Genomic DNA, 18865 nt, shown 5'->3' with positions numbered 1-18865 from the left:
CCTGTTGATCAATATTGAGTTAAAGACAGGCCACCGGCAAACAAGAAAAGTGACATGAATCTACTTAAATCTTTGGCAGCCGTCAGTTCAATGACGATGTTTTCACGTGTATTAGGCTTTGCCCGCGACGCCATTGTGGCCCGCGTTTTTGGTGCCGGAATGGTGACCGACGCCTTTTTTGTGGCGTTCAAACTGCCCAATTTATTACGTCGTATTTTCGCTGAGGGCGCATTCTCTCAGGCTTTCGTGCCCATTCTGGCCGAGTACAAAACTCAGCAAGGTGAGGAAGCCACGCGGACGTTTATTGCTTACGTTTCGGGCCTGCTGACGCTGGTTCTGGCGATTGTCACCGTGCTTGGTATGCTCGCCGCTCCGTGGGTGATTTATATTACGGCTCCCGGCTTTGTGGATTCGCCCGATAAATTTGCACTGACCAGTTCGCTGCTGCGCATCACGTTCCCGTATATCCTGCTGATATCCCTGGCCTCTCTGGTCGGGGCGATACTCAATACCTGGAACCGTTTCTCGATACCGGCTTTTGCGCCGACCTTCCTGAACGTCAGCATGATTGGCTTTGCGCTGTTTGCTGCGCCTTATTTCCACCCGCCGGTGCTAGCGCTGGCCTGGGCGGTGGTTGCAGGCGGATTGCTGCAACTGGGCTATCAGCTCCCGCATTTGAAGAAAATCGGTATGCTGGTTCTGCCGCGTCTGAACCTGAAAGATGCCGGCGTCTGGCGCGTTATGCGTCAGATGGGCCCGGCAATTCTGGGGGTTTCAGTGAGCCAGATTTCCCTGATTATCAACACCATTTTCGCGTCCTTCCTCGTTTCAGGTTCCGTGTCATGGATGTATTACGCTGATCGTCTGATGGAGTTTCCGTCCGGCGTGTTGGGCGTGGCCCTGGGGACAATTCTGCTGCCGTCGCTGGCACGGAGTTTTTCGAGCGGCAATCATGCCGAATACAACCGCCTGATGGACTGGGGCCTACGTCTTTGTTTCCTGCTGGCACTGCCAAGTTCTGTCGCCTTGGGTATTCTGGCGAAACCGCTGACCGTTGCGCTGTTCCAGTACGGAAAATTCAGCGCCTTTGATGCATCAATGACGCAGCGCGCGCTGGTGGCATATTCCGTCGGCCTGATGGGGCTGATTGTGGTGAAAGTGCTGGCGCCGGGCTTTTATTCCCGTCAGGACATTAAAACACCGGTCAAAATCGCCATCGTTACATTGCTGATGACACAGGTGATGAACCTTGCATTTATCGGTCCGCTGAAACATGCCGGTCTTTCGTTGTCGATTGGTCTGGCTGCATGCCTGAACGCGTCTCTGCTTTACTGGCAACTGCGTAAACAGGATATCTTCCAGCCCCAGCCGGGCTGGAAAGTCTTCCTGATCAAACTGTTTGTCGCGGTGATTGCAATGTCTGCGGCGCTGCTCGGCATGATGTGGCTGATGCCTGCCTGGGATGTCGGCGGAATGGCGTATCGTCTGGCGCGTCTGGCGGCCGTTGTCGCGGCTGGCGTGGTGGCATACTTCGCCGTGCTCGGCCTGTTAGGGTTCCGCGTGAAAGAGTTTGCGAGACGACTGGATTAGGATTTATAGTATTATTATTCCAAAAATCAATAAAAGCCCGCTATATTATTGGCGGGCTTTTTTAATGCGAAAGTTATTATTTATTCTTCGGTCATGTTTTCTTTGTCAGAATATTCCTGCAATTTAGCGATGTTTAATGCGGCCGTGTCGCGCGTGTTTTTCTGCACAGCAGTAGCCCCAAATAAGCACATAAAAAAGGTGACGCCGTAAAACCCTTTTTCGCTTAACAGCAATTCAGCATTCCACAAGCCAATGCACATCAGCGCAATGGCGATCGCGAAAGCTGCCCAGCAAAGGTTCGCATACAGTGCAGTGGTAGGCAGACCTTCGAGTTTATCACGCACATGTTTTTGCAAGGAAACTGAAGAGAACAGACCCAGAACCAGAACGGCAAAATAGTAGCCTTTTTCATTCAGTTGCATTTGTGCGTTATTAAGGCCAATGAGAAAAATAATAACGCCACCCAGCAGCGCAATCCATGAAGCGAAAACAAAAGCAGTAGAAGGGCGATTTTGAAGATTATTCATAGATATCCTTTATCTGAAGACCAATAGAATTTGGTTTATTAATCACTTTCCTAAGTGATTTCGTGCGCGACGGATATTACGATATAACTGCAAATTACGGAATGAAATTAATGAAATAAAAAAGGGCGCCGGGCGCCCTTAATAATATGAGTGTAACTGGAATTACATACGTTCTACGGTTTCAATACCCAGCGTATCCAGACCGGTTTTCAGCGTGCGCTGCGTTAACAGTGCCAGTTTCAGGCGGCTGTTGCGGCTGGTTTCGTCTTCTGCGTTCAGGATCGGGCAATGTTCGTAGAAGCTGGAGAACAGGCCGGCAACGTCGTAGAGATAAGCACACATGGTGTGTGGTGTGCCTTCGCGGGCAACAACGGTCAGGACTTCTTCGAATTGCAGCAAACGGGTAGCCAGTGCCGCCTCGCGTTCTTCACGCAGCACGACCGGCTGAGTCAGGCTGTTAACGTCAATCTCTGCACGTTTGAAGATTGATGCCACGCGGGTGTAAGCATATTGCATGTACGGCGCGGTGTTACCTTCGAAGGCCAGCATGTTGTCCCAGTCGAAGATGTAATCGGTGGTACGGCTTTTCGACAGGTCAGCGTATTTGATTGCGCCGATACCCACGGCGTTGACCAGTTTTTCCAGTTCTTCCGCATCTTTTAGCTCAGGGTTCTTTTCTGTGATGAGCTTGCGTGCGCGTTCAATCGCTTCGTCCAGCAAATCGGACAGTTTCACCGTGCCGCCTGAGCGGGTTTTGAACGGCTTGCCGTCTTTGCCCAGCATCATGCCAAACATGTGGTGCTCAAGCGCGACAGAATCAGGGACATAACCGGCTTTACGCGCGATGGTCCAGGCCTGCATCAAATGCTGATGCTGACGGGAGTCGATGTAATACAGTACGCGATCGGCACCCAGCGTTTCGTAGCGGTATTTCGCACAAGCGATATCGGTGGTGGTGTAAAGGTAGCCGCCATCTTTTTTACGGATGATGACGCCCATCGGGTCGCCTTCTTTATTCTTGTACTCGTCCAGATAAACCACGACGGCACCTTCGCTGTCGACGGCCAGACCTTTTGACTGCAAGTCAGACACGATACCCGGCAGCATACTGTTATAAAGGCTTTCACCCATGACATCGTCTTCGGTCAGGGTGACGTTCAGACGGTTATAAGTCAGCTGGTTTTGCTTCATGGTCACATCGACCAGTTTGCGCCACATTTGCAAACAGTATTCGTCGCCGCCCTGCAACTTCACCACGTAGCCACGCGCGCGTTCGGCAAAGGCTTCGTCTTCGTCGTAGTTCTTTTTCGCTGCGCGGTAGAATTCTTCCAGATCAGCCAGATTCATGTCACCGGCGTTTTCGTTCTGCACTTTTTCGAGATAGGCAATCAGCATCCCGAATTGTGTGCCCCAGTCACCAACGTGGTTTGCGCGGATCACTTTATGACCCAGCAGTTCGTTGGTACGCACGGCGGCGTCGCCGATAATGGTGGAGCGGATGTGGCCAACGTGCATTTCTTTCGCCACGTTTGGCGCAGAGTAGTCGATGACGATAGTTTGCGGCTCAACGGGTGCAATGCCCAGTTTTTCGTCATTCAGTGCGCTGTCAACGTGGGCGCCGACGAATGCCGGATCCAGGAAGATATTGATGAAACCCGGACCGGCAATTTCGACTTTGTTTGCGATGCCGTTCAGATCCAACAGTTCAACCACTTTCTCTGCCAGTTGTCGTGGCGGCATACCGAGTTTTTTCGCCACGGACATTACGCCATTAGCCTGATAGTCACCAAACTGAGCTTTGGCGGACTGACGGACCTGCGCTTCGCTGTCGGCGGATGCGCCTGCTGCGATCAGTGCCTGGCTGACTTTTTCTGAAAGGAGTGACTGAATATTCACCGGATTACCTTATAATTTATCCCCGTCATCCTTCGCGCCGCCTTTGTGTCGGCTGCCTTTGCGAACCTTGGTCACATACTGATGTATGCTCCCAGGATTGGGTCAGTTGCTGCCTTGATGCAACCCGAATGATTTAGGGGAAGAATGTAGTTGTTTACTGGTTATACGTTTTTAACGGATTAACCGAAAATGATGCGTGTTTATATCATATTAGCCCTGCGGCGTCAGTATCGCCGCACGTCTGAACGGTATGAAAGCGTGATTCTGCGGCATGTCTCTGGCAACCGGATGAAAGGCTGTGTAAATTACCCGACCCTAAAGATCTGCAAACTGAAAAGAGATAGGATGCCCGCCATGAAACATGTGCCAGAGTTACAGGATTTAGTTGACGATATGTCGCGATTCTCCGACGTATTAATGGCATTCGCTGCAAAATTGCAGATCAATCTGGGTGAATTTCATGCCGATCATATTTCTGTGCGCTGCCATCAGAACACGACAGCCGATCGCTGGAAATCCGGGCTGGGAAAATGCGGCAGCCTGCTCAATGAAACCCTGATTAACGGGCGGCCTATTTGCCTGTTTACGCTCGATGAGCCGCTCACGGTCGGGCCGCTGAGCATTGATCTGGTGGAATTGCCTTATCCGGGTGATAAGCGATATCCGCACGAGGGGTGGGAGCATATTGAGATTGTGCTGCCGGGCGCAGAAGAAGAGTTGTATACGCGGGCGCTGGCACTGATTGCCGATGAAGCGCTGATGACGCCCGGTATAAAACTGAAGCAGAGTGCGCCCAAAGGGGACAATGAGCGTTTGCCTAACCCTACGCTGGCGGTCACTGATGGTTCAGTAACGATTAAATTCCATCCGCACAGCCTGCGTGAAATTGTCGCCAGCGAAAGAGAAGCAGGTTAACGCCGGAGCTTATCGAGTGCGGCTTCCATCCGGTCGAGTGCTTTCCCGAGAAGGGCGCGCTGACAGCCGAAATTGATGCGCACGCACTTCGGCGCGCCAAATTCGGCTCCGCCGGAGAAGCCCACGCCCGCTTCGACAAAGAAACGGTACGGGTCGTCCACCGGCAATGCGCTGGCATCAATCCAGCCAAGATAGGTGCCTTCGGGTGCCAGCATGCGTAAACCTGGCATGGCGTTAATACGCGTCGCCACAAGATCCCGGTTTTCACGCAAATAATCGAGCTGTGCGTTAAGCCACGTTTCGCCATCACGGTAGGCCGCAGTCGCCGCAACATACGCCAGAATATTGACGTGCGGCACGATACCTTTGCTGGTGTCAAAAAATTTCCGGCGCAGTTCGGGGTTTGGGATGATCGCCATCGAGGCACCCAGTCCGGCCAGATTGAAGGTTTTCGACGGTGCCATCAGCGTAATCGAACGTTGTTCTGCATCCGCATTGAGTGAGGCTAAGGGGACGTGCTTCAGATCCGGCTCCAGAATCAGGTCGCAGTGGATTTCGTCGGAACACACCACCAGATTGTGGCGTCTGGCGAATTCATGTTGTTGCAGCAGTTCATCGCGACGATATACCGTACCGCCCGGATTGTAAGGGTTGCAGAGCATCAGCAGCTTTTCACTGCCATCAAGCTGGCTTTCGGCGGCGGCAAAATCGGCCACCCAGCGTTGTTGCTGTTGGGTGACCGGAATGGATTTAAATGCCCGGCCTTCGGATTGTGCGGCCTGCATAAAAGGCGGATAAATGGGCATCGGCATCAGGCTGCTTTCGTGCGGCGCAACGTTGGCGCGCACGGCCACGTTCAGCCCGCAGACCAGACCCGGAAGCCAGACAATCCATTCCGGCTGAATCGCCCAATCATAAAGGTCTGCAAGCCGTTTAACCACAATATCAATCAGTTCCGGCGGAGTAATACCGTAGCCAAAGACACCTTCGGCCACGCGTTGTTGCAGTTCTTTAATTACCTGAGGCGGAGACGTGAAGTCGGTATCGGCGACCCAAAGCGGAATCACATCCTGATGATGATATTTATTCCACTTAACGCTATCACTGTGACTGCGGTCTACCCACAAATCAAAATTGAGTGCCATAGTTAGCTTTCCTAAGCAGGCAGTTGGGCGGGAATGCTCATGTCAGAGCCTACGCGACATGGCCGGTTACACACAAGTGTTGTAGCATAATGCCGTAATCAGGAGAGGTCACATGACTAAATTAGAAGTGTGTTGTTACAGCGTGGATTGTGCGTTAACAGCAGAACAAGCCGGAGCCGATCGCGTCGAATTGTGCGCGAGTCAGGCCGACGGTGGTATTACGCCGAGTTACGGCACCCTCAAACTGGCGAGGGAAAAAGTGACGATCCCTGTACATCCGATTGTACGTCCGAGGGGTGGTGACTTTTGCTATAGCCAAAGCGAATTTGATGTTTTGAAAAGCGACATCGCGATGATCCGCGATCTCGGTTTTCCAGGTCTGGTGGTCGGCATGCTCGACGATGAAGGACATATTGATATGCCAAGAATGTGGGAAGTCATGGCGTTATGCGGCGATATGGCTGTGACATTTCACCGTGCTTTCGACATGTGCCTGAACCCGAAGATTGCGCTTGAGCAGTTGACTCAGCTAGGTGTGGCGCGCATTCTGACTTCCGGACAGCAGCAAAATGCGGAAGTCGGTTTGCCGATGCTTCGGGAACTGAATCAGCTCACGCGTGGTCCTATTATTATGGCTGGCGCAGGTGTGCGTCTGACGAATCTGCAAAAGTTTGTGGATATCGGGCTGACCGAATTACACAGCTCGGCAGGGCGTCAGGTGCCTTCCTCTATGCGCTACCGCAAAGCCGGTGTCACCATGAGTTCCGACACCGATTTTGATGAATTCAGTCGTTATTGCGTGGACGGTGATATTGTTGCCGCAATGAAAAGTACATTGCAGTTTGACGATCAAATATCCCGCACGGCGTAATAATCTCAAGATTTAACCGGGTCAAACGACCCTTATTGCGTCGCCCTGCGCAAGTACCAGGCCCCGTCATTTTGGCGGGGCTTCTTTTATTTAAAACAACGAGTTAGTGAATAAAGGGGTGCTAGTGGGGTGCTGAGTCATCCAAAAATACTCTATATATAGCTGACAATCTCAAATAATAATCATAAAAAAGCCGGGTTTCCCCGGCCGTTCACGCCTTGCTCTGCATGCTCTCAAAAAGGTCTTTCCCTTTCTTTCGTTGCTTGTCGAGATGGTCCGCCAAGTCTTGAATATGGATCATTCTCGGTGATTTTTGGCTGTCGCTGGCGCGGAAGGTTGGGACCGGAAACTGACCGAGAGCTGCCTTATTTTCTGCTGTTGATGGTTTCATTCCGAAATAGCGTTCTGCAACGTCTGAGAGCGCGATCGTTGCAGTCTGAAATTCTGCCATCAGTAAAAACATAGTATTCATATTCATTTCCTCACACTGCACCAATAGCTTTCTGAACTACCCGATAACCCCGTTTCCGGGGCTTCTTAATTGGCTCAATCTTTACTGGCGCTACTCGTGGCCGCGGCGGTTCTGGTTCATAAATGCCGGTACGCATTCGATACTTTTCCCTCATCTTCCAGGCATTCCACGCCGTCCAGTCGCAACCGTCATCGATTTTGATAGTGGCCTGCACCAAGGTGTCGTTCAGCTCTACCCGCTTATTTTTGGAAACTCTGTGCATAGTCGGCATTAACTGGACTCCTCATTTTCAAGTAGAGGAGAGCAGACCGTGGTATAACCCGCGCCGGTGACCGCCATAGAACACATAGTGATCGCGCTGTTGTGCGCCCCGGCAATGATGAAGCTGCGACCAGTTCTGCCCTCAAGGTCGAGAAGGGGCGGCAGCGTTACCGGTGTTGAGCGGCTGGCCTTCCACAGCGCTTCCAAATCTTTCATTTCAATATTCAGGTCAGCGATATTATCCTCGGTGATCACGCCTGGATGGTTGCTGAAAATATCCATAAAATCTGATTCGAACTGCTGGCGTGAGAACTTATCCATTTTGAGCCTCCGCCAATGAATCGCCCATGTCATTGACCATGCTCTGCCAGATTTGCAGCCCGGATTGAGTAAGCTCCGTACCGTTGAGGCATTTACTCATCAGAGCAAGGCCCATCGCCTCCCAGCCCTGATAATTCTTTTTCAGAGCGTTGAGGTAGAACTCATCGACCAGATCCCGCAGGCCAGATACGCCGTCAACGATATTTACCTGAACCGGAGATCCAGCCGTATTGATGGTGAACACCGGAGAACCGTTCTCCTTACAGATATGGTCATAAAGTGCCGCTGAGTAGGTATTGGCCAGAGCGTTGAGGCGGAAATTTTTGGTGATTAGTTTCATCGCGCCGCCTCCCGTTCCGCCACTTCGTTAGAGTTTTTCATTTCCGACAAATCGCCGGAATCAATATTTCTTTGCTGGACAAAAGCGTAGGAAGCCTTTTGTGCTGCGGGTTCTGCTGGGCATAACGCCCTGTGGTTGCCACCGGCATAACCATCAAAGACCTTTTTCATTCAGCACCTCGGCGTACATTTCAAATGCGTTATCGACCAGCGGCATAATTACCAGGAACGGGTTACCGTAGAAGCGGTTAGTCTCTGGATCGAGGGTCAATACGCACGGTTTCCCTTTCCCGTATGACTTGAACTTCACTGGCGCAAAGTTTCTACCAAACATCAGGTGTGGCAGAGCAAGAAGATCGGCTGCGAACATTGGCATTTCATTGCATGGTTCTGGTTCATCAGGCAGCAGTTTGTTGAAGTCTGGATATTTCCCTTCAATCAGATCCAGTACACTATGCCCAACGGTTTTCTCATCTTCGTTCACATGGATCGCAATCCAATGGTCGTTAATCGTTTTGATGAGCGTTCCCTCTGCATCATCGGGAATATCGCCAATCACCCTGAACACACCATCAATATCGGTATCCGCACCGTGTTCCATCATGACCAGTGCGCGACCGTCAGTGGCTTTGATGTGTGTTGGTGTGATGTAAACCCCTTTCAGGTATTCGCGGGTTTCGCTTTTGCCGGCGACGCAGTGCAGAGCTGCGCGAAGAATGTCAGTTGGAAAGAACATTATTTGGCCTCCTGGGTTAATTCAGATGATTTCAAGCGCAGCGCAAAACCGCCGAACTCCGGATGCTGCCAGCGTTTGAGTTTGCCTGTCGGTGGTGTAGATTCGTCCAACAACGTCTGAGCTGCTGCCATAAACGATTCCCGGTCAACCAGAAGATGACCGGTTTCACCTTTGGTCAGTCTTGTCGGTAGTCCGGCAAAGGTCACCAGGCGGCGACATGCGGCGTCTGAAAAACCGCAAGTCCATGCCAGATCCGACACCAGAACATACTCAGACTGGTTGCTGTCACTCTCGAGATGGCTGACTTGCAGGTCGAAGGTGCTCTGTACTGGGTGAGCGGCAATAGCAGCAGGTTCCGTTACTGTCAGGGTTTGAGGCTTCTGGATACCAACGATGTCGATCACTGCCTTCATTGTTGCAGAGGCCGTTGCTTCGGCCACAACGCGGGCCAACGAGAGAATGTCATTGTTCATGCTGGTGTCCTGCTTTGCTGGCGCAGAAATACGAGGCTGTGACAAATCGGCTTTCATGTCTTGCCATTGCTCAACGAGTGCCAATCGGCGTGTAGCGTCATATCCGGTGACAAGTGTCATGGATAGGGTTTCATTCAGCCAGATTTCATCAATGACATCTCGGCCTTGGTAGTGTTTTCGTGAAATAATAAACCCTTTAGAATCATCATCCTCCTGATCTGGATGATGAATTTTAAGTTGTTCCAACATTGCGAGAATGTCGCGTTTCACATGGTCATGATTTTTGCCAGTGGCCACTGCAATTTTGCGGCTACCCATCATTGGTTCACCGTTGATAATTTCCAGATTGGTTTCAGTTTGGTTTTGCATATCGTTTCCTTAGTGCCGAACTGGCGCAGGTAGCATCTGATAGTCATTGCTGCGAATTTCTCCGCACATGGCTGTAAACACGTCATCCAGCAACTCAGTCAGTTTGTTCCTGTCTTCTTCTTTGTTGAGTTCATGACCCATGTAGAAATAAACAACAGCTTCGTCCGGGGCGTATTTCTTGCTTTCCATGAGGATCGGCTCAATGTGTGTGATCAAAGCCGTTTCGATTACTTTTGCTGTGATGCCAAGGGAAATATCTCCGCTGATAAATACTGGCGCATCGAACTTCAGCCCCCAGCGACTTTCGCAGGCCATCAGGTATACGGTGGCAACACTGGAACGCAGAATTTGAGTCAGTATTTGGTTAAATTCGCGCTGCTGCTTGGCGTTCATTTTTTTTGCCTGAGCAACGTCTTCTACGTTTTTCATCCATGCTGGCACTTTAAATTTCCCGCCAGATCGTTCTTCCGCCTCAGTGATTCTGGCGATAAGTTCTTTTGCTTGTTTACGTGAATTCATTTTCTGTCCTTCTGTGCGTTGTATTTTTCGTGGCTCATTAATTGCCAGTTCTTGCCTTGGTCTTTCGAAAGCAGGCGCCAGCGGCGATTAACTTTCAGTGATAGGTTTCCGGTACCGATGATCCGCGCCGGATGTAGTCGATGTTTCCGGTACATGCTGAGTACGGAAATCGCCCGGACGTGAACCCACTCAGGAACGCGAATTGCTGTTAAGGTCATTGCTGTTCCTTAATGAACGGTTTGTTCGCCGCTAAGACCTTGCTCTTTCGCCATCATCACGGTCTGTTTAATCAGGTCGTTCATGAATGCGTTTCCAGCTTCGGTGAGCCTGTCGCCGTGTTTGGTTAAATTGCTGCTGTAGAGTTTGATGATTAGTTCTTCAGATTCAGCCCGGCTGTATTCGCCATAGACCACGTCTTCGAAATATTTGAGGGCGTCCAGTAGGGACTGCTGACTTAACTCAACAGTCGCTAAAGTTCCGTCGGGCAGATTCACCAGAACGCAGTTGCTCCCTGTTTTCTGGATCATTGCTTCATAACGCGCAGCAGCCTGGCGCTGGCGATATCGTTCAATCTTTTGCTGTGGTGATACTTTTTCGTTAATACTCATCGCTAATACTCCGATGTTGGCCTTTATGATGCGGATTTCCCCGACCGTTAGGCCGTATTTAAATTTCGTATTTTCTCAATGCTGCTTTGTGTATTCAGTGGTTCTGTATATTAATGCGTTCTTTCTGAAAGGCTAATAACCACTCGGCCAATAATTACTAGTTCGCATTTATCTAATGGTTCAATTTTCCAATTTTGATAATGTTTATTATTCGGTAAAACTAAAATCCCATCAGGTAAAAATTGAAGACGCTTAACCATAAATATACCGTCGATGTAGAAAGCGAAAATTCCATCTTCTAAATACTTCTGGTTCTTATTGTCAATAATAATAGTTGAACGACATTCAATTTCTCCGGTCATTGTGTCGTCAGGCATTATTGCAATTAGTCTTCCTTTTGTATCGCGAGGGAACGTAATCACCGTATTACGCTTTGGTTCAATTTGAACGGATGAAAGAGCAATCATTTTTTCACCCCTTGCATAGCATTCTCCTCAATCAACCATGCAGCTACATTACCTGTAAGGCGTTTCAATAAAGAAACAATCGCCAGTAATTCACTGTCTTCTAATTGATGCGGATAACTCTCCAACATCATTAGAATTACTTCAGCTTGAGAGGCTCGCTCAGCGGCTTGTTCTAAAGTGATATCACGCGACATGTTTCTTTAACCCCTCGGCAGCAGCTTGTGAAATAACCTCTAGAATGCCAAGCATCAAATCAAGTTGCTCGGCACTGTTATTGAGAAAACCAGCTGCGGTTGCAAGTGCTTTTATTTTCTCAAGTGCATCCTCAGCTGCTGAGCAATCAATTTGCGACATTAGCGAACTCCTTATTTGGCAGGCGGGCCGCTAAAGACAGGATGTAATCCTGAACCAGTTCCCGACGAGCTTCATGCTCAGAGAATGCCTGGATGCGGATCATGACGGGCTTTGCCTTCGAATCAGAACGCTTAAGCGATGCAAACAGAAATACACTTGTGCTAATATCAGTATCAGCCTTAATAACTAATCCGCTGGCGCAGGTTTTTTTTAAGGTCAGACTCTGGGATTTAACGGGCGTTGATCCCAGAGTCGAATTACCACGATTGTTTTTCATTTTACTTCGCCTTATCTAAGTTGAAGTTTGCGCATGACTCAATCTCAAGCATTTTTTCTAAAAACGACATATTCGCAGAAATTAAGAAACCAATGTTCTGCATATCGGTTTTTTCATCAGCGTAATTTTCATTTGCTGCCGCCCAGAACATCAAATTAGCTACAGACTTCATACCGCAAACAATGTAATCAATGCCATTCGATGCGTTATTAGCATGTGCTTGGTATTCGTCGTTACTTAACTTTTTACCATCAATATCTATCATCAAATCAGCTATATTAGGCATGAGTATTTCCCGCAATTTATTTTGGATTAATTTGTTTACTTGTTGGAAAAGCAAACTGAATCTTTAAGTTTTGGAGATTTGTCTAAAATCTCTTTAGCATGGGCGCAGGCTTCTTCATATGTGTTAAAGAAATCCACAAGGACGAAGCCGAATTCATTTCTTTCATAAATTTGGTATTCAGGTACATCGAACAACGAGGTGAACAAAACGTATGTTGCATTCTCGTTATGGCTTGATACGGGCATGAAATAGCTCAATTCAGAACCGGCAGCTTTGAGCTTTTGATGAATATCGAAGGAAGTTGTTTGAATATTGTGTGGTGTATCGCTCATCTCATTGGCTCCGTTGTTTGCCGATGAGCTAAAGGTACGTCATGAATTAACTTATTGCAATACCATAAGTTATAAAATAATAACTTATTGCATTATGGCGTTGATGCAAAAGGTATTATTTTTTATATTCGGAAGATACAATGATTTTTAGGCAAAAAAAAACCGGCTCAAAAGCCGGTTCTGAAGCTGAATTCATTGTACTTAGAGCACTACCGAGTACCAGAAAACCCGCCCTATGATCTCTAAATCTTTTTCGGAGGTTTCTTCATCCTGGAATTCTTCGCGATTGTAGCTACGTATGACTACCTTGCCCCCAGGCCGCCGATAAAGAGCCTTAACTCTTTTAAGGCCATCCACGTTTATCGCGTACAATTTGCCATCATCTATGCGTTTATTATTGCAATCAACAGCGACATCCGTGCCGTCGGGTAAAATGGGTTCCATGCTGTTTCCTCTGGCAGGAAAACATAAAACCCCTGAACCATCAGTGTTAGCGCCAACACGGCGAAGTACGTTTTTGGAAAACCGCATGGTTAGGCCGTTGTAGTCCTCATCACAGTAGCTCCCATCTCCAGCAGCTAACTCGATATCTTTCAAGTAAGGCACTTCAACCTCATCACTTTGTAATGGGGTGTCATCATCCCAAACAATGACGTTCGTCTTAGGCTTATCTTGTTTTACATCTTTTTCGGATAAGGATGTCGATTGCTCCGGTCGAATAGGTTCGTTCCCAGTAGATAGCCATTCTGGACGGACATTTAAGGCATTAGCTATTTCTACCAGTTTGCGGCTGGTATTGGTTTTTCCAGTCGTTAATTTCCAGATTGATGGCTGGGAAGTCCCAACAACCGCAGCCAACATCGCCTGGGTCATTCCCGCCTGTTCCATTGCCCACATTAGGCGCTCAGCAAAAGTTTTCATGAGAACAATCTATACCTTAAGTTATATGCGTTCAAATACCTTAAGTTATTGCAAAAAGTTATACAAGTGATACCATGAGGTTTGTGGCAATAACTTATGGTAAGTTCAATGGTGAATCTTCATATTCAAACAGCTGTAGAAGAGGCCGGGGGACAAGCTGCCCTGGCGCGTGCCTGTGGAGTATCGCAACCCGCAGTATTCCGTTGGTTAAATGGCCGCAGGGTAAAGGCTGACTATGTTATGGCTATTGTACATGCAGCCAACGGAAAAGTTTTTGCTCATCAAATCAGGCCAGACCTTCCTGACCTCTTTCCTCACCCAAAAGGCATTAGCCATGCCTAACCCAACCAGAACCATTATGCCCGACGAATATTGTCAGGCCGATTCTGTGTGGATTCAAGAGCAGATGGTCAAAATTTCACCATCGATGCGGCAGATGATTGCCGTGAAGTACTCCGAAGTTTATCAGGATGCCTGGGATCGTGAGCTGGTCTCATACCGACAGGAGAACAGAGCGCGACATGAGGCCAATACCCGGCTCCGGTTGTTTGTCGAACGGTATCACAAAGCGGCAATGGGCTTAGCTGAAAAACCGCCACTGGCCAGTACACCGGCCCAGATTGGAAAAGCTGCCTGAACCGAGGACTACCAGCAGGATCGGGAATAGCGGCAGGAATGCAGGCTTTCAGGAATCACCAGTCTGGGAATGTGTTTCTGGCAAGTGAAAAAATGGTGAGGTGTTCACAGGGCTAAACCCCAAAAACATCAGGTCAAGGTCAACGGCGGATCGAGTCTACGAGTACTCCACCTAAGGACAAGGAGAAGGCGACTTAAAAGTTTCAAGGAAAACAATAAGTTGCGAGAAAAAAAATACCAAGCTTTGTCGGGTTATCCCGACACCTGTTGTCGGGTTGTTATAAATCAATGACTTAGGAGGTCGAGTGGGAGGATTCATTCGAATGTTCAAACTGGCTGAATTGGGACGGAAGCTGGCGCCACTTAGCGAAGCAAGCCAAATGCTTTTTTGGGAGTTGCTTGATATGGCCGACTGGCGCACAGGCCGGGTGCTGACGACTCACGAAGAGATGGCAGCAAAGATTTCCAAATCAGTCAGGACAGTAGAGCGGGCAGCAAAAGAACTTACAGCAGTTGGTCTGGTCAGGCACAAGAAGGGGATGTTCGCAGTGAATCCCGATTACGCATGGGGCGGTCGTAGCTGGAATATGCCTAAAGCGACTTACCACTGCATGAACGGAAAAACGGCTCAGGTGATTAACTTTGCGGATGCAGCACAGGCATTGAGCGAGGAGACACTGGAGAAAATCGGGCGTGAAACCTTGAGGGAGGTATCAGCCCGACAATCCAAAGGAACTAAAGCATGCTGAATTTTCAACCAAAAACTAAGCAAGTCACAGGCATCAAAATGCTGCACAGCGACTGGAATAACTATCGCACATTCCTGGTTTCGGCACCAGTGGGCTACGGTAAGACATTCCTTGCGGCTTATCTGACTGACAAAATGATTGCGCAAGGCAAGCGTGTCATGTTCGTTGCCCCATACCTCACCCTGGTTCGTCAGACTGCAACACGTTTTGTGCAGTACGGGCTGCCTGAGCACGAGATTGGTTACATCTGGCGCGACTACCAGCCCCATGACCCAAAACGGCTGATCCAAATTGCATCAGCCGATACGCTGATCCGCCGTGAATTCCCTGACAATATCGACCTGCTGATCGTCGATGAAGCCCACATGAAGCGGCGGGGCTTGCTTGAGGTTATTCGCGACTCAGGTATCAAGGTGATTGGTCTTTCTGGTACGCCGTTTGCACCGTGGATGGGCCAGTACTACGAAAAGCTTGTAAAACCCACCACCATGAAGGAGCTGATCAGCATTGGTGACCTGAGTAAGTACGAATTTTACGCTCCGACTAAACCAGACCTTAAGGGGGTTAAAACCAGCAGCCTTGCAGGGTTTGGTAAAGATTATAACGAAGACCAGCTTGCTGAAATTATGGGTGGTGCTGAGCTGGTCGGTGACATCGTTAAAAACTGGCTGGAGAACGGTGAAGACCGCCCGACCATCTGTTTTTGCGTGAATAAATCTCACGCAGCTTACATCACGATGGAGTTTAATCGCGCAGGCGTAGCAGCCGAAATCATGGTTGATGACACCCCACCTGATGACCGCCAGATGATCATTCACCGCTTCGAACAGGGGGCAACCAAAATCATTGTGAACGTTGGTGTCCTGGCTGCCGGCTTTGACAGCGATGTTCGTTGCATTATCTACGCCCGCCCAACCAAGTCAGAGATCCGGTGGTTGCAGACTTTGGGTCGAGGATTACGTACTGCTCCTGGCAAAGATTACTGCAAAATCTTCGACCACTCCGGCAGCATTCACCGACTGGGCTATCCCGATGATATCGAGTATGAGGAACTATCAGGTAAAAGCGACGGCATGAAAGCCAGCGCCAGCTCACAAGCAGCCGAGAAGAAGGATAAGACCCCCAAAGAGTGCCCACAGTGCCATTACATGAAGGCCGCTGGGGTATATGTCTGTCCAAAATGTGGCTTCAAGCCGCTCAGTGGTGAGGATGTGGATACTGATGCGTCACGTGGACTGAAACGTCTGAGTCGTAAAACTCGTATCTATACGCGTACAGATAAGCAGGCGTGGTGGAGCCAAATTAAGCACTACCAGCGCCAGCGTAGTCTTAAGGGTAAGCCGCTCTCTGACGGCTGGTGCGCCCATACGTACAAAGACAAATTCGGTGAATGGCCGAATGGCCTGTCTGATTTTCCAATGGAAACCGGGCCCGAGGTATGGAATTTCATCAAATCTAAATTTATTTCTTACAGCAAGCAACGGGGTGCCGCCTGATGAAAACGACTGAGGCGGTGATCGGGCGCTGGCCGGATATTTTCGAATACTACGGCCTGCCACCAGTCACTGGGAAAATGCATTTTAAGGGGGAGTGTCCATGCTGCGGTAAGAAAGGCAAATATCGCTGCGATGACCTTGAGGGGCGCGGGAGGTGGATTTGTAGCTGTGGTACCGGCGACGGGTGGAACCTCCTTGTTCAAACGCAGAAAAAAGATATCAGAACGCTCTATAACGAGGTTGACCGGATCATTGGTAACACGTTTGACCGGAGTCAGGTCCCCGCAAAAAAACTTGAAAGCGACGTTTCAGCGGAACGGGATCGGATTCTTCGCCACTTTTCCGCCATGCCACCTTTGCGCGGCACGTTGGGAGAAGGGTACCTGAATAAGCGCGGTATCAACACGATGCCTTCTGCTGACGCAATTCGTTACTGCCCGAACCAGAAAGCAGGGACAGGCGGTGTCTATCAGGCGCTTTGGTCGCTGGCAACCGACAACAAAGCCAATCTCTGTTATCTGCACCGCACGCTGCTGGACGGGGATAAGAAGGCCGATGTTGATGTTGCCAAAAAGCAAAGGGCGCTACAGGAAAAAAACGTATTGGAACACGCGGTATCCGTGGCGATCCGGTTATTCCCGGTTGCATCAACGTTAGGTATTGCAGAAGGCATCGAGACTGCTCTCTCCTGCAAGCAGCTTTACGGAGTGAACACCTGGTCGGTTATCAACGCCGGATTTATGGAAAAGTTCAGGGTTCCGGCTGGCGTGCAGCATCTCGTCATTTTCGCTGATATGGACGTACATACCGCTACTGGTCAGGCAGCAGCATTCGCCTGTGCCCGCTCTAACCTTAATGCAAAAAATGACTTGCTAAAAATCAGTATTCGGTGGCCTGACAATGGTGATTTTAACGATCTCATTATCAACGGCGACCAGGTAAGAGAGCAAATTTATTACAAGAAGGTGGCCGCTTAATGAAACTCGAAAACGCGCTCAAACAGTTCAACCCTAAAACCCAAACGTTCACCAACGTGCCGCCAGCAACGGCCTCAGATTCTCTGACGGGGCCAGATCTCGCCGCCTGTCTGGGTATGGCAGAATCTCAGGCATCTTTCGGAATGGGCGCTTTCCTCGGTAAAAATGGCATCAGCAAAGAGGACGGTCAGCGCACCATTGAACGGCTTTCTGTTTACGCCATGAAGAACGCCGGCAAGCACGTTGGTAAAGCAGCTGGCCGCCGGATGGCGCATTGCATGGTGATACTTGCGAAGATGGCCTATGCGGAATACTGCAAATCGGCGGGAAGTGTTAGCACCTGCAATGACTGTGCTGGCGCTGGTTTCCTGATGGTAAAACGTGAAGTTGTGAAATATGCCGGTTACGTTGGAGCTGATGGTGAGATGAAGATTCCGGAGGTCTCTGAAACCCAGACGGTGAAGGAGTTGTGCCAGACCTGCAACGGGAAGGGGACAATCTCGCATCGTTGCCGCTGTAATGGCACCGGGCGCGTGCGTGACCTGGAGAAATCAAACCTTCTCGGTATTCCGGTCGATAAGACTTGTGATCGGTGCGCGGGCAGGGGATTCAAACGGACACCCGGTACAACGGCCTACAAAGCGATTGTGGCGCTGCTGCCTGACCTGCAGGAAAGGACATGGAATCGTAACTGGCGTCCGCTGTATGAGTCGCTGGTGACCAAATGCGAGCAGGAAGAGAGTCACGCTGATGCGATATTCCAACGAATCACAAGCAGATAGTGTGATCGGGGATCATAAAGACACTTTTGATATTAAGTCTTGCATTTTGTCCGAACTTGGCGTAATTTCTCTAAATCATGGGCGTTTCTGTAGATGAGCGCTTATTAAAACATTCAAGACCTCGGCACCTGCCGGGGTTTTTTGCTTTCTGGAGGTTCAATGGCTATCGATAAAATGCTGGCATCCATTTCAGTGGACACCAGCTTGATTGAAGAGAAATTGAATCGGTTACTTGAAATGTTTTCCAATCATTTCTCTGACGAGCTTCTCAGCATGGTCTCTGGCTTGCTTAACAATGTCGTCTTTGAGAATGGTTCTGTTGCAGTTCGTGCAGGTGGTCCCCTCGATGTCGTCTGTATCCTTGATTTCGACGCCGCTGCGTACGACCAAATCATGACCGCAGCCAGGGCATTTAAAGCTGACCTTACTCATAAATAATTCCTTCTATCTGATGTGGTTACTTTTGGCGATTTAACGATATCAGAGCCGTGATTGTGTCACCAGACACTAACTGACAACTCTTAGAGGCTGCGCATTGCGTGGCCT

Annotated in this window: 29 protein-coding genes; 10 read left to right on the top strand and 19 right to left on the bottom strand. The window is 49.4% G+C overall.

All coding sequences use genetic code 11. The features are described 5' to 3' along the window. Positions 1–54: 54 nt before the first annotated feature. Complete coding sequence (gene murJ, locus J1782_RS08725; RefSeq protein WP_152325789.1) at positions 55–1590, top strand: murein biosynthesis integral membrane protein MurJ; 1536 nt, start codon at positions 55–57, stop codon at positions 1588–1590. Positions 1591–1670: 80 nt separating this feature from the next. On the opposite strand, the gene yiaA is transcribed toward murJ, so the two are convergent. Then, complete coding sequence (gene yiaA, locus J1782_RS08720) at positions 1671–2117, bottom strand: inner membrane protein YiaA (RefSeq protein ID WP_152325790.1); 447 nt, start codon at positions 2115–2117, stop codon at positions 1671–1673. A gap of 162 nt (positions 2118–2279) precedes the next feature. Then, positions 2280–4013, bottom strand: coding sequence for an arginine--tRNA ligase (gene argS, locus J1782_RS08715; protein ID WP_165056978.1), 1734 nt, complete (start codon positions 4011–4013; stop codon positions 2280–2282). Positions 4014–4367: 354 nt separating this feature from the next. Here argS and J1782_RS08710 point away from each other — a divergent pair, with 354 nt between their 5' ends. After that, entirely contained in the window at positions 4368–4928 is a 561-nt protein-coding gene (locus J1782_RS08710; RefSeq protein WP_152325792.1) for a VOC family protein, read from the top strand. On the opposite strand, the gene J1782_RS08705 is transcribed toward J1782_RS08710, so the two are convergent. Next, positions 4925–6073: a MalY/PatB family protein gene (locus J1782_RS08705; protein ID WP_217152954.1), complete on the bottom strand. Its 1149-nt coding sequence runs from the start codon at positions 6071–6073 to the stop codon at positions 4925–4927. The two genes, J1782_RS08710 and J1782_RS08705, sit on opposite strands and share 4 nt — an antisense overlap. A 112-nt stretch (positions 6074–6185) precedes the next feature. Here J1782_RS08705 and cutC point away from each other — a divergent pair, with 112 nt between their 5' ends. Next, positions 6186–6944, top strand: a complete 759-nt coding sequence (cutC, locus tag J1782_RS08700) for a copper homeostasis protein CutC (RefSeq protein ID WP_165056982.1) — start codon at positions 6186–6188, stop codon at positions 6942–6944. A gap of 211 nt (positions 6945–7155) precedes the next feature. Here cutC and J1782_RS08695 read toward each other — a convergent pair whose 3' ends face one another. The 16 genes from J1782_RS08695 to J1782_RS08620 form a co-directional block, all read right to left on the bottom strand. Further along, positions 7156–7416 carry a pyocin activator PrtN family protein gene (locus J1782_RS08695; protein ID WP_213050943.1) on the bottom strand — a complete coding sequence of 87 codons (261 nt, stop codon included), beginning with the start codon at positions 7414–7416 and terminating at the stop codon, positions 7156–7158. A 270-nt stretch (positions 7417–7686) separates the two neighbouring features. Next, the gene (locus J1782_RS08690) at positions 7687–7998 is read right to left on the bottom strand and encodes a hypothetical protein (protein ID WP_217152953.1); all 312 of its coding nucleotides are present in this window, start codon (positions 7996–7998) and stop codon (positions 7687–7689) included. Next, positions 7991–8338, bottom strand: coding sequence for a hypothetical protein (locus tag J1782_RS08685; protein ID WP_217152952.1), 348 nt, complete (start codon positions 8336–8338; stop codon positions 7991–7993). The genes J1782_RS08690 and J1782_RS08685 overlap by 8 nt, the downstream gene beginning before the upstream one ends. Beyond that, a complete protein-coding gene (locus J1782_RS08680) occupies positions 8335–8508 on the bottom strand; it encodes a hypothetical protein (RefSeq protein WP_217152951.1) in 174 nt (57 codons plus the stop codon). The genes J1782_RS08685 and J1782_RS08680 overlap by 4 nt, the downstream gene beginning before the upstream one ends. Continuing rightward, complete coding sequence (locus J1782_RS08675) at positions 8492–9073, bottom strand: hypothetical protein (protein WP_217152950.1); 582 nt, start codon at positions 9071–9073, stop codon at positions 8492–8494. The genes J1782_RS08680 and J1782_RS08675 overlap by 17 nt, the downstream gene beginning before the upstream one ends. Beyond that, a complete protein-coding gene (locus tag J1782_RS08670) occupies positions 9073–9915 on the bottom strand; it encodes a Rha family transcriptional regulator (RefSeq protein ID WP_254303008.1) in 843 nt (280 codons plus the stop codon). The genes J1782_RS08675 and J1782_RS08670 overlap by 1 nt, the downstream gene beginning before the upstream one ends. 9 nt (positions 9916–9924) lie before the next feature. After that, a complete protein-coding gene (locus J1782_RS08665; protein WP_217152949.1) occupies positions 9925–10434 on the bottom strand; it encodes a hypothetical protein in 510 nt (169 codons plus the stop codon). Next, entirely contained in the window at positions 10431–10652 is a 222-nt protein-coding gene (locus tag J1782_RS08660; protein WP_217152948.1) for a hypothetical protein, read from the bottom strand. The genes J1782_RS08665 and J1782_RS08660 overlap by 4 nt, the downstream gene beginning before the upstream one ends. A 9-nt stretch (positions 10653–10661) precedes the next feature. Then, positions 10662–11042 (bottom strand): hypothetical protein, encoded by a 381-nt coding sequence (locus tag J1782_RS08655; RefSeq protein WP_217152947.1) that lies wholly within the window; start codon positions 11040–11042, stop codon positions 10662–10664. Positions 11043–11152: 110 nt separating this feature from the next. Further along, positions 11153–11509 (bottom strand): S24 family peptidase, encoded by a 357-nt coding sequence (locus tag J1782_RS08650; RefSeq protein WP_217152946.1) that lies wholly within the window; start codon positions 11507–11509, stop codon positions 11153–11155. Continuing rightward, positions 11506–11703, bottom strand: coding sequence for a hypothetical protein (locus tag J1782_RS08645; protein WP_217152945.1), 198 nt, complete (start codon positions 11701–11703; stop codon positions 11506–11508). Before J1782_RS08645 ends, J1782_RS08650 begins: the two co-directional genes overlap by 4 nt. Next, entirely contained in the window at positions 11693–11863 is a 171-nt protein-coding gene (locus tag J1782_RS08640) for a hypothetical protein (RefSeq protein WP_217152944.1), read from the bottom strand. The genes J1782_RS08645 and J1782_RS08640 overlap by 11 nt, the downstream gene beginning before the upstream one ends. Then, positions 11850–12140, bottom strand: coding sequence for a host cell division inhibitor Icd-like protein (locus J1782_RS08635; protein ID WP_217152943.1), 291 nt, complete (start codon positions 12138–12140; stop codon positions 11850–11852). Before J1782_RS08635 ends, J1782_RS08640 begins: the two co-directional genes overlap by 14 nt. Before the next feature lies 1 nt (position 12141). Then, the gene (locus J1782_RS08630; protein ID WP_217152942.1) at positions 12142–12426 is read right to left on the bottom strand and encodes a hypothetical protein; all 285 of its coding nucleotides are present in this window, start codon (positions 12424–12426) and stop codon (positions 12142–12144) included. Positions 12427–12461: 35 nt separating this feature from the next. Further along, the gene (locus J1782_RS08625; protein WP_217152941.1) at positions 12462–12758 is read right to left on the bottom strand and encodes a hypothetical protein; all 297 of its coding nucleotides are present in this window, start codon (positions 12756–12758) and stop codon (positions 12462–12464) included. A 201-nt stretch (positions 12759–12959) separates the two neighbouring features. Then, positions 12960–13679, bottom strand: coding sequence for a helix-turn-helix transcriptional regulator (locus tag J1782_RS08620; RefSeq protein WP_254303007.1), 720 nt, complete (start codon positions 13677–13679; stop codon positions 12960–12962). A 111-nt stretch (positions 13680–13790) separates the two neighbouring features. Here J1782_RS08620 and J1782_RS08615 point away from each other — a divergent pair, with 111 nt between their 5' ends. The 7 genes from J1782_RS08615 (at position 13791) to J1782_RS08585 (ending at position 18757) form a co-directional block, all read left to right on the top strand. Then, complete coding sequence (locus J1782_RS08615; RefSeq protein ID WP_217152968.1) at positions 13791–14021, top strand: helix-turn-helix domain-containing protein; 231 nt, start codon at positions 13791–13793, stop codon at positions 14019–14021. Beyond that, positions 13933–14316: a hypothetical protein gene (locus J1782_RS08610; protein ID WP_371819755.1), complete on the top strand. Its 384-nt coding sequence runs from the start codon at positions 13933–13935 to the stop codon at positions 14314–14316. The genes J1782_RS08615 and J1782_RS08610 overlap by 89 nt, the downstream gene beginning before the upstream one ends. 322 nt (positions 14317–14638) lie before the next feature. Beyond that, the gene (locus J1782_RS08605; RefSeq protein WP_217152939.1) at positions 14639–15064 is read left to right on the top strand and encodes a replication/maintenance protein RepL; all 426 of its coding nucleotides are present in this window, start codon (positions 14639–14641) and stop codon (positions 15062–15064) included. Beyond that, the gene (locus tag J1782_RS08600) at positions 15058–16560 is read left to right on the top strand and encodes a DEAD/DEAH box helicase (RefSeq protein WP_217152938.1); all 1503 of its coding nucleotides are present in this window, start codon (positions 15058–15060) and stop codon (positions 16558–16560) included. Before J1782_RS08605 ends, J1782_RS08600 begins: the two co-directional genes overlap by 7 nt. Continuing rightward, the gene (locus tag J1782_RS08595) at positions 16560–17537 is read left to right on the top strand and encodes a toprim domain-containing protein (protein WP_217152937.1); all 978 of its coding nucleotides are present in this window, start codon (positions 16560–16562) and stop codon (positions 17535–17537) included. Before J1782_RS08600 ends, J1782_RS08595 begins: the two co-directional genes overlap by 1 nt. After that, positions 17537–18319 (top strand): antitermination protein, encoded by a 783-nt coding sequence (locus tag J1782_RS08590; RefSeq protein ID WP_217152936.1) that lies wholly within the window; start codon positions 17537–17539, stop codon positions 18317–18319. The genes J1782_RS08595 and J1782_RS08590 overlap by 1 nt, the downstream gene beginning before the upstream one ends. Before the next feature lie 159 nt (positions 18320–18478). Then, entirely contained in the window at positions 18479–18757 is a 279-nt protein-coding gene (locus J1782_RS08585; RefSeq protein WP_217152935.1) for a hypothetical protein, read from the top strand. Positions 18758–18865 lie beyond the last annotated feature (108 nt).

Origin of the sequence: Rahnella sp. BCC 1045 (genome assembly GCF_019049615.1) — a bacterium.
In the GTDB taxonomy this organism is placed as follows: Bacteria; Pseudomonadota; Gammaproteobacteria; order Enterobacterales; family Enterobacteriaceae; genus Rahnella; species Rahnella contaminans.
The sequence above is the reverse complement of the archived record's forward strand: the minus strand, read 5'-3'. Positions and strand labels throughout refer to the sequence as shown.

Excerpts from the sequence above, each read along its gene's own strand:
- J1782_RS08650 (WP_217152946.1), bottom strand. The coding sequence starts at position 11,509 with ATGATTGCTCTTTCATCCGTTCAAATTGAACCAAAGCGTAATACGGTG.
- J1782_RS08675 (WP_217152950.1), bottom strand. The coding sequence starts at position 9,073 with ATGTTCTTTCCAACTGACATTCTTCGCGCAGCTCTGCACTGCGTCGCC.
- J1782_RS08685 (WP_217152952.1), bottom strand. The coding sequence starts at position 8,338 with ATGAAACTAATCACCAAAAATTTCCGCCTCAACGCTCTGGCCAATACC.
- J1782_RS08590 (WP_217152936.1), top strand. The coding sequence starts at position 17,537 with ATGAAACTCGAAAACGCGCTCAAACAGTTCAACCCTAAAACCCAAACG.
- murJ (WP_152325789.1), top strand. The coding sequence starts at position 55 with ATGAATCTACTTAAATCTTTGGCAGCCGTCAGTTCAATGACGATGTTT.
- J1782_RS08595 (WP_217152937.1), top strand. The coding sequence starts at position 16,560 with ATGAAAACGACTGAGGCGGTGATCGGGCGCTGGCCGGATATTTTCGAA.
- J1782_RS08665 (WP_217152949.1), bottom strand. The coding sequence starts at position 10,434 with ATGAATTCACGTAAACAAGCAAAAGAACTTATCGCCAGAATCACTGAG.
- J1782_RS08610 (WP_371819755.1), top strand. The coding sequence starts at position 13,933 with ATGCAGCCAACGGAAAAGTTTTTGCTCATCAAATCAGGCCAGACCTTC.
- J1782_RS08605 (WP_217152939.1), top strand. The coding sequence starts at position 14,639 with ATGTTCAAACTGGCTGAATTGGGACGGAAGCTGGCGCCACTTAGCGAA.
- J1782_RS08645 (WP_217152945.1), bottom strand. The coding sequence starts at position 11,703 with ATGTCGCGTGATATCACTTTAGAACAAGCCGCTGAGCGAGCCTCTCAA.
- J1782_RS08680 (WP_217152951.1), bottom strand. The coding sequence starts at position 8,508 with ATGAAAAAGGTCTTTGATGGTTATGCCGGTGGCAACCACAGGGCGTTA.
- J1782_RS08690 (WP_217152953.1), bottom strand. The coding sequence starts at position 7,998 with ATGGATAAGTTCTCACGCCAGCAGTTCGAATCAGATTTTATGGATATT.
- J1782_RS08670 (WP_254303008.1), bottom strand. The coding sequence starts at position 9,915 with ATGCAAAACCAAACTGAAACCAATCTGGAAATTATCAACGGTGAACCA.
- J1782_RS08695 (WP_213050943.1), bottom strand. The coding sequence starts at position 7,416 with ATGAATACTATGTTTTTACTGATGGCAGAATTTCAGACTGCAACGATC.
- J1782_RS08660 (WP_217152948.1), bottom strand. The coding sequence starts at position 10,652 with ATGACCTTAACAGCAATTCGCGTTCCTGAGTGGGTTCACGTCCGGGCG.
- cutC (WP_165056982.1), top strand. The coding sequence starts at position 6,186 with ATGACTAAATTAGAAGTGTGTTGTTACAGCGTGGATTGTGCGTTAACA.
- J1782_RS08635 (WP_217152943.1), bottom strand. The coding sequence starts at position 12,140 with ATGAAAAACAATCGTGGTAATTCGACTCTGGGATCAACGCCCGTTAAA.
- J1782_RS08600 (WP_217152938.1), top strand. The coding sequence starts at position 15,058 with ATGCTGAATTTTCAACCAAAAACTAAGCAAGTCACAGGCATCAAAATG.
- J1782_RS08640 (WP_217152944.1), bottom strand. The coding sequence starts at position 11,863 with ATGTCGCAAATTGATTGCTCAGCAGCTGAGGATGCACTTGAGAAAATA.
- J1782_RS08620 (WP_254303007.1), bottom strand. The coding sequence starts at position 13,679 with ATGAAAACTTTTGCTGAGCGCCTAATGTGGGCAATGGAACAGGCGGGA.
- yiaA (WP_152325790.1), bottom strand. The coding sequence starts at position 2,117 with ATGAATAATCTTCAAAATCGCCCTTCTACTGCTTTTGTTTTCGCTTCA.
- J1782_RS08655 (WP_217152947.1), bottom strand. The coding sequence starts at position 11,042 with ATGAGTATTAACGAAAAAGTATCACCACAGCAAAAGATTGAACGATAT.
- J1782_RS08630 (WP_217152942.1), bottom strand. The coding sequence starts at position 12,426 with ATGCCTAATATAGCTGATTTGATGATAGATATTGATGGTAAAAAGTTA.
- J1782_RS08710 (WP_152325792.1), top strand. The coding sequence starts at position 4,368 with ATGAAACATGTGCCAGAGTTACAGGATTTAGTTGACGATATGTCGCGA.
- J1782_RS08585 (WP_217152935.1), top strand. The coding sequence starts at position 18,479 with ATGGCTATCGATAAAATGCTGGCATCCATTTCAGTGGACACCAGCTTG.
- J1782_RS08625 (WP_217152941.1), bottom strand. The coding sequence starts at position 12,758 with ATGAGCGATACACCACACAATATTCAAACAACTTCCTTCGATATTCAT.
- J1782_RS08705 (WP_217152954.1), bottom strand. The coding sequence starts at position 6,073 with ATGGCACTCAATTTTGATTTGTGGGTAGACCGCAGTCACAGTGATAGC.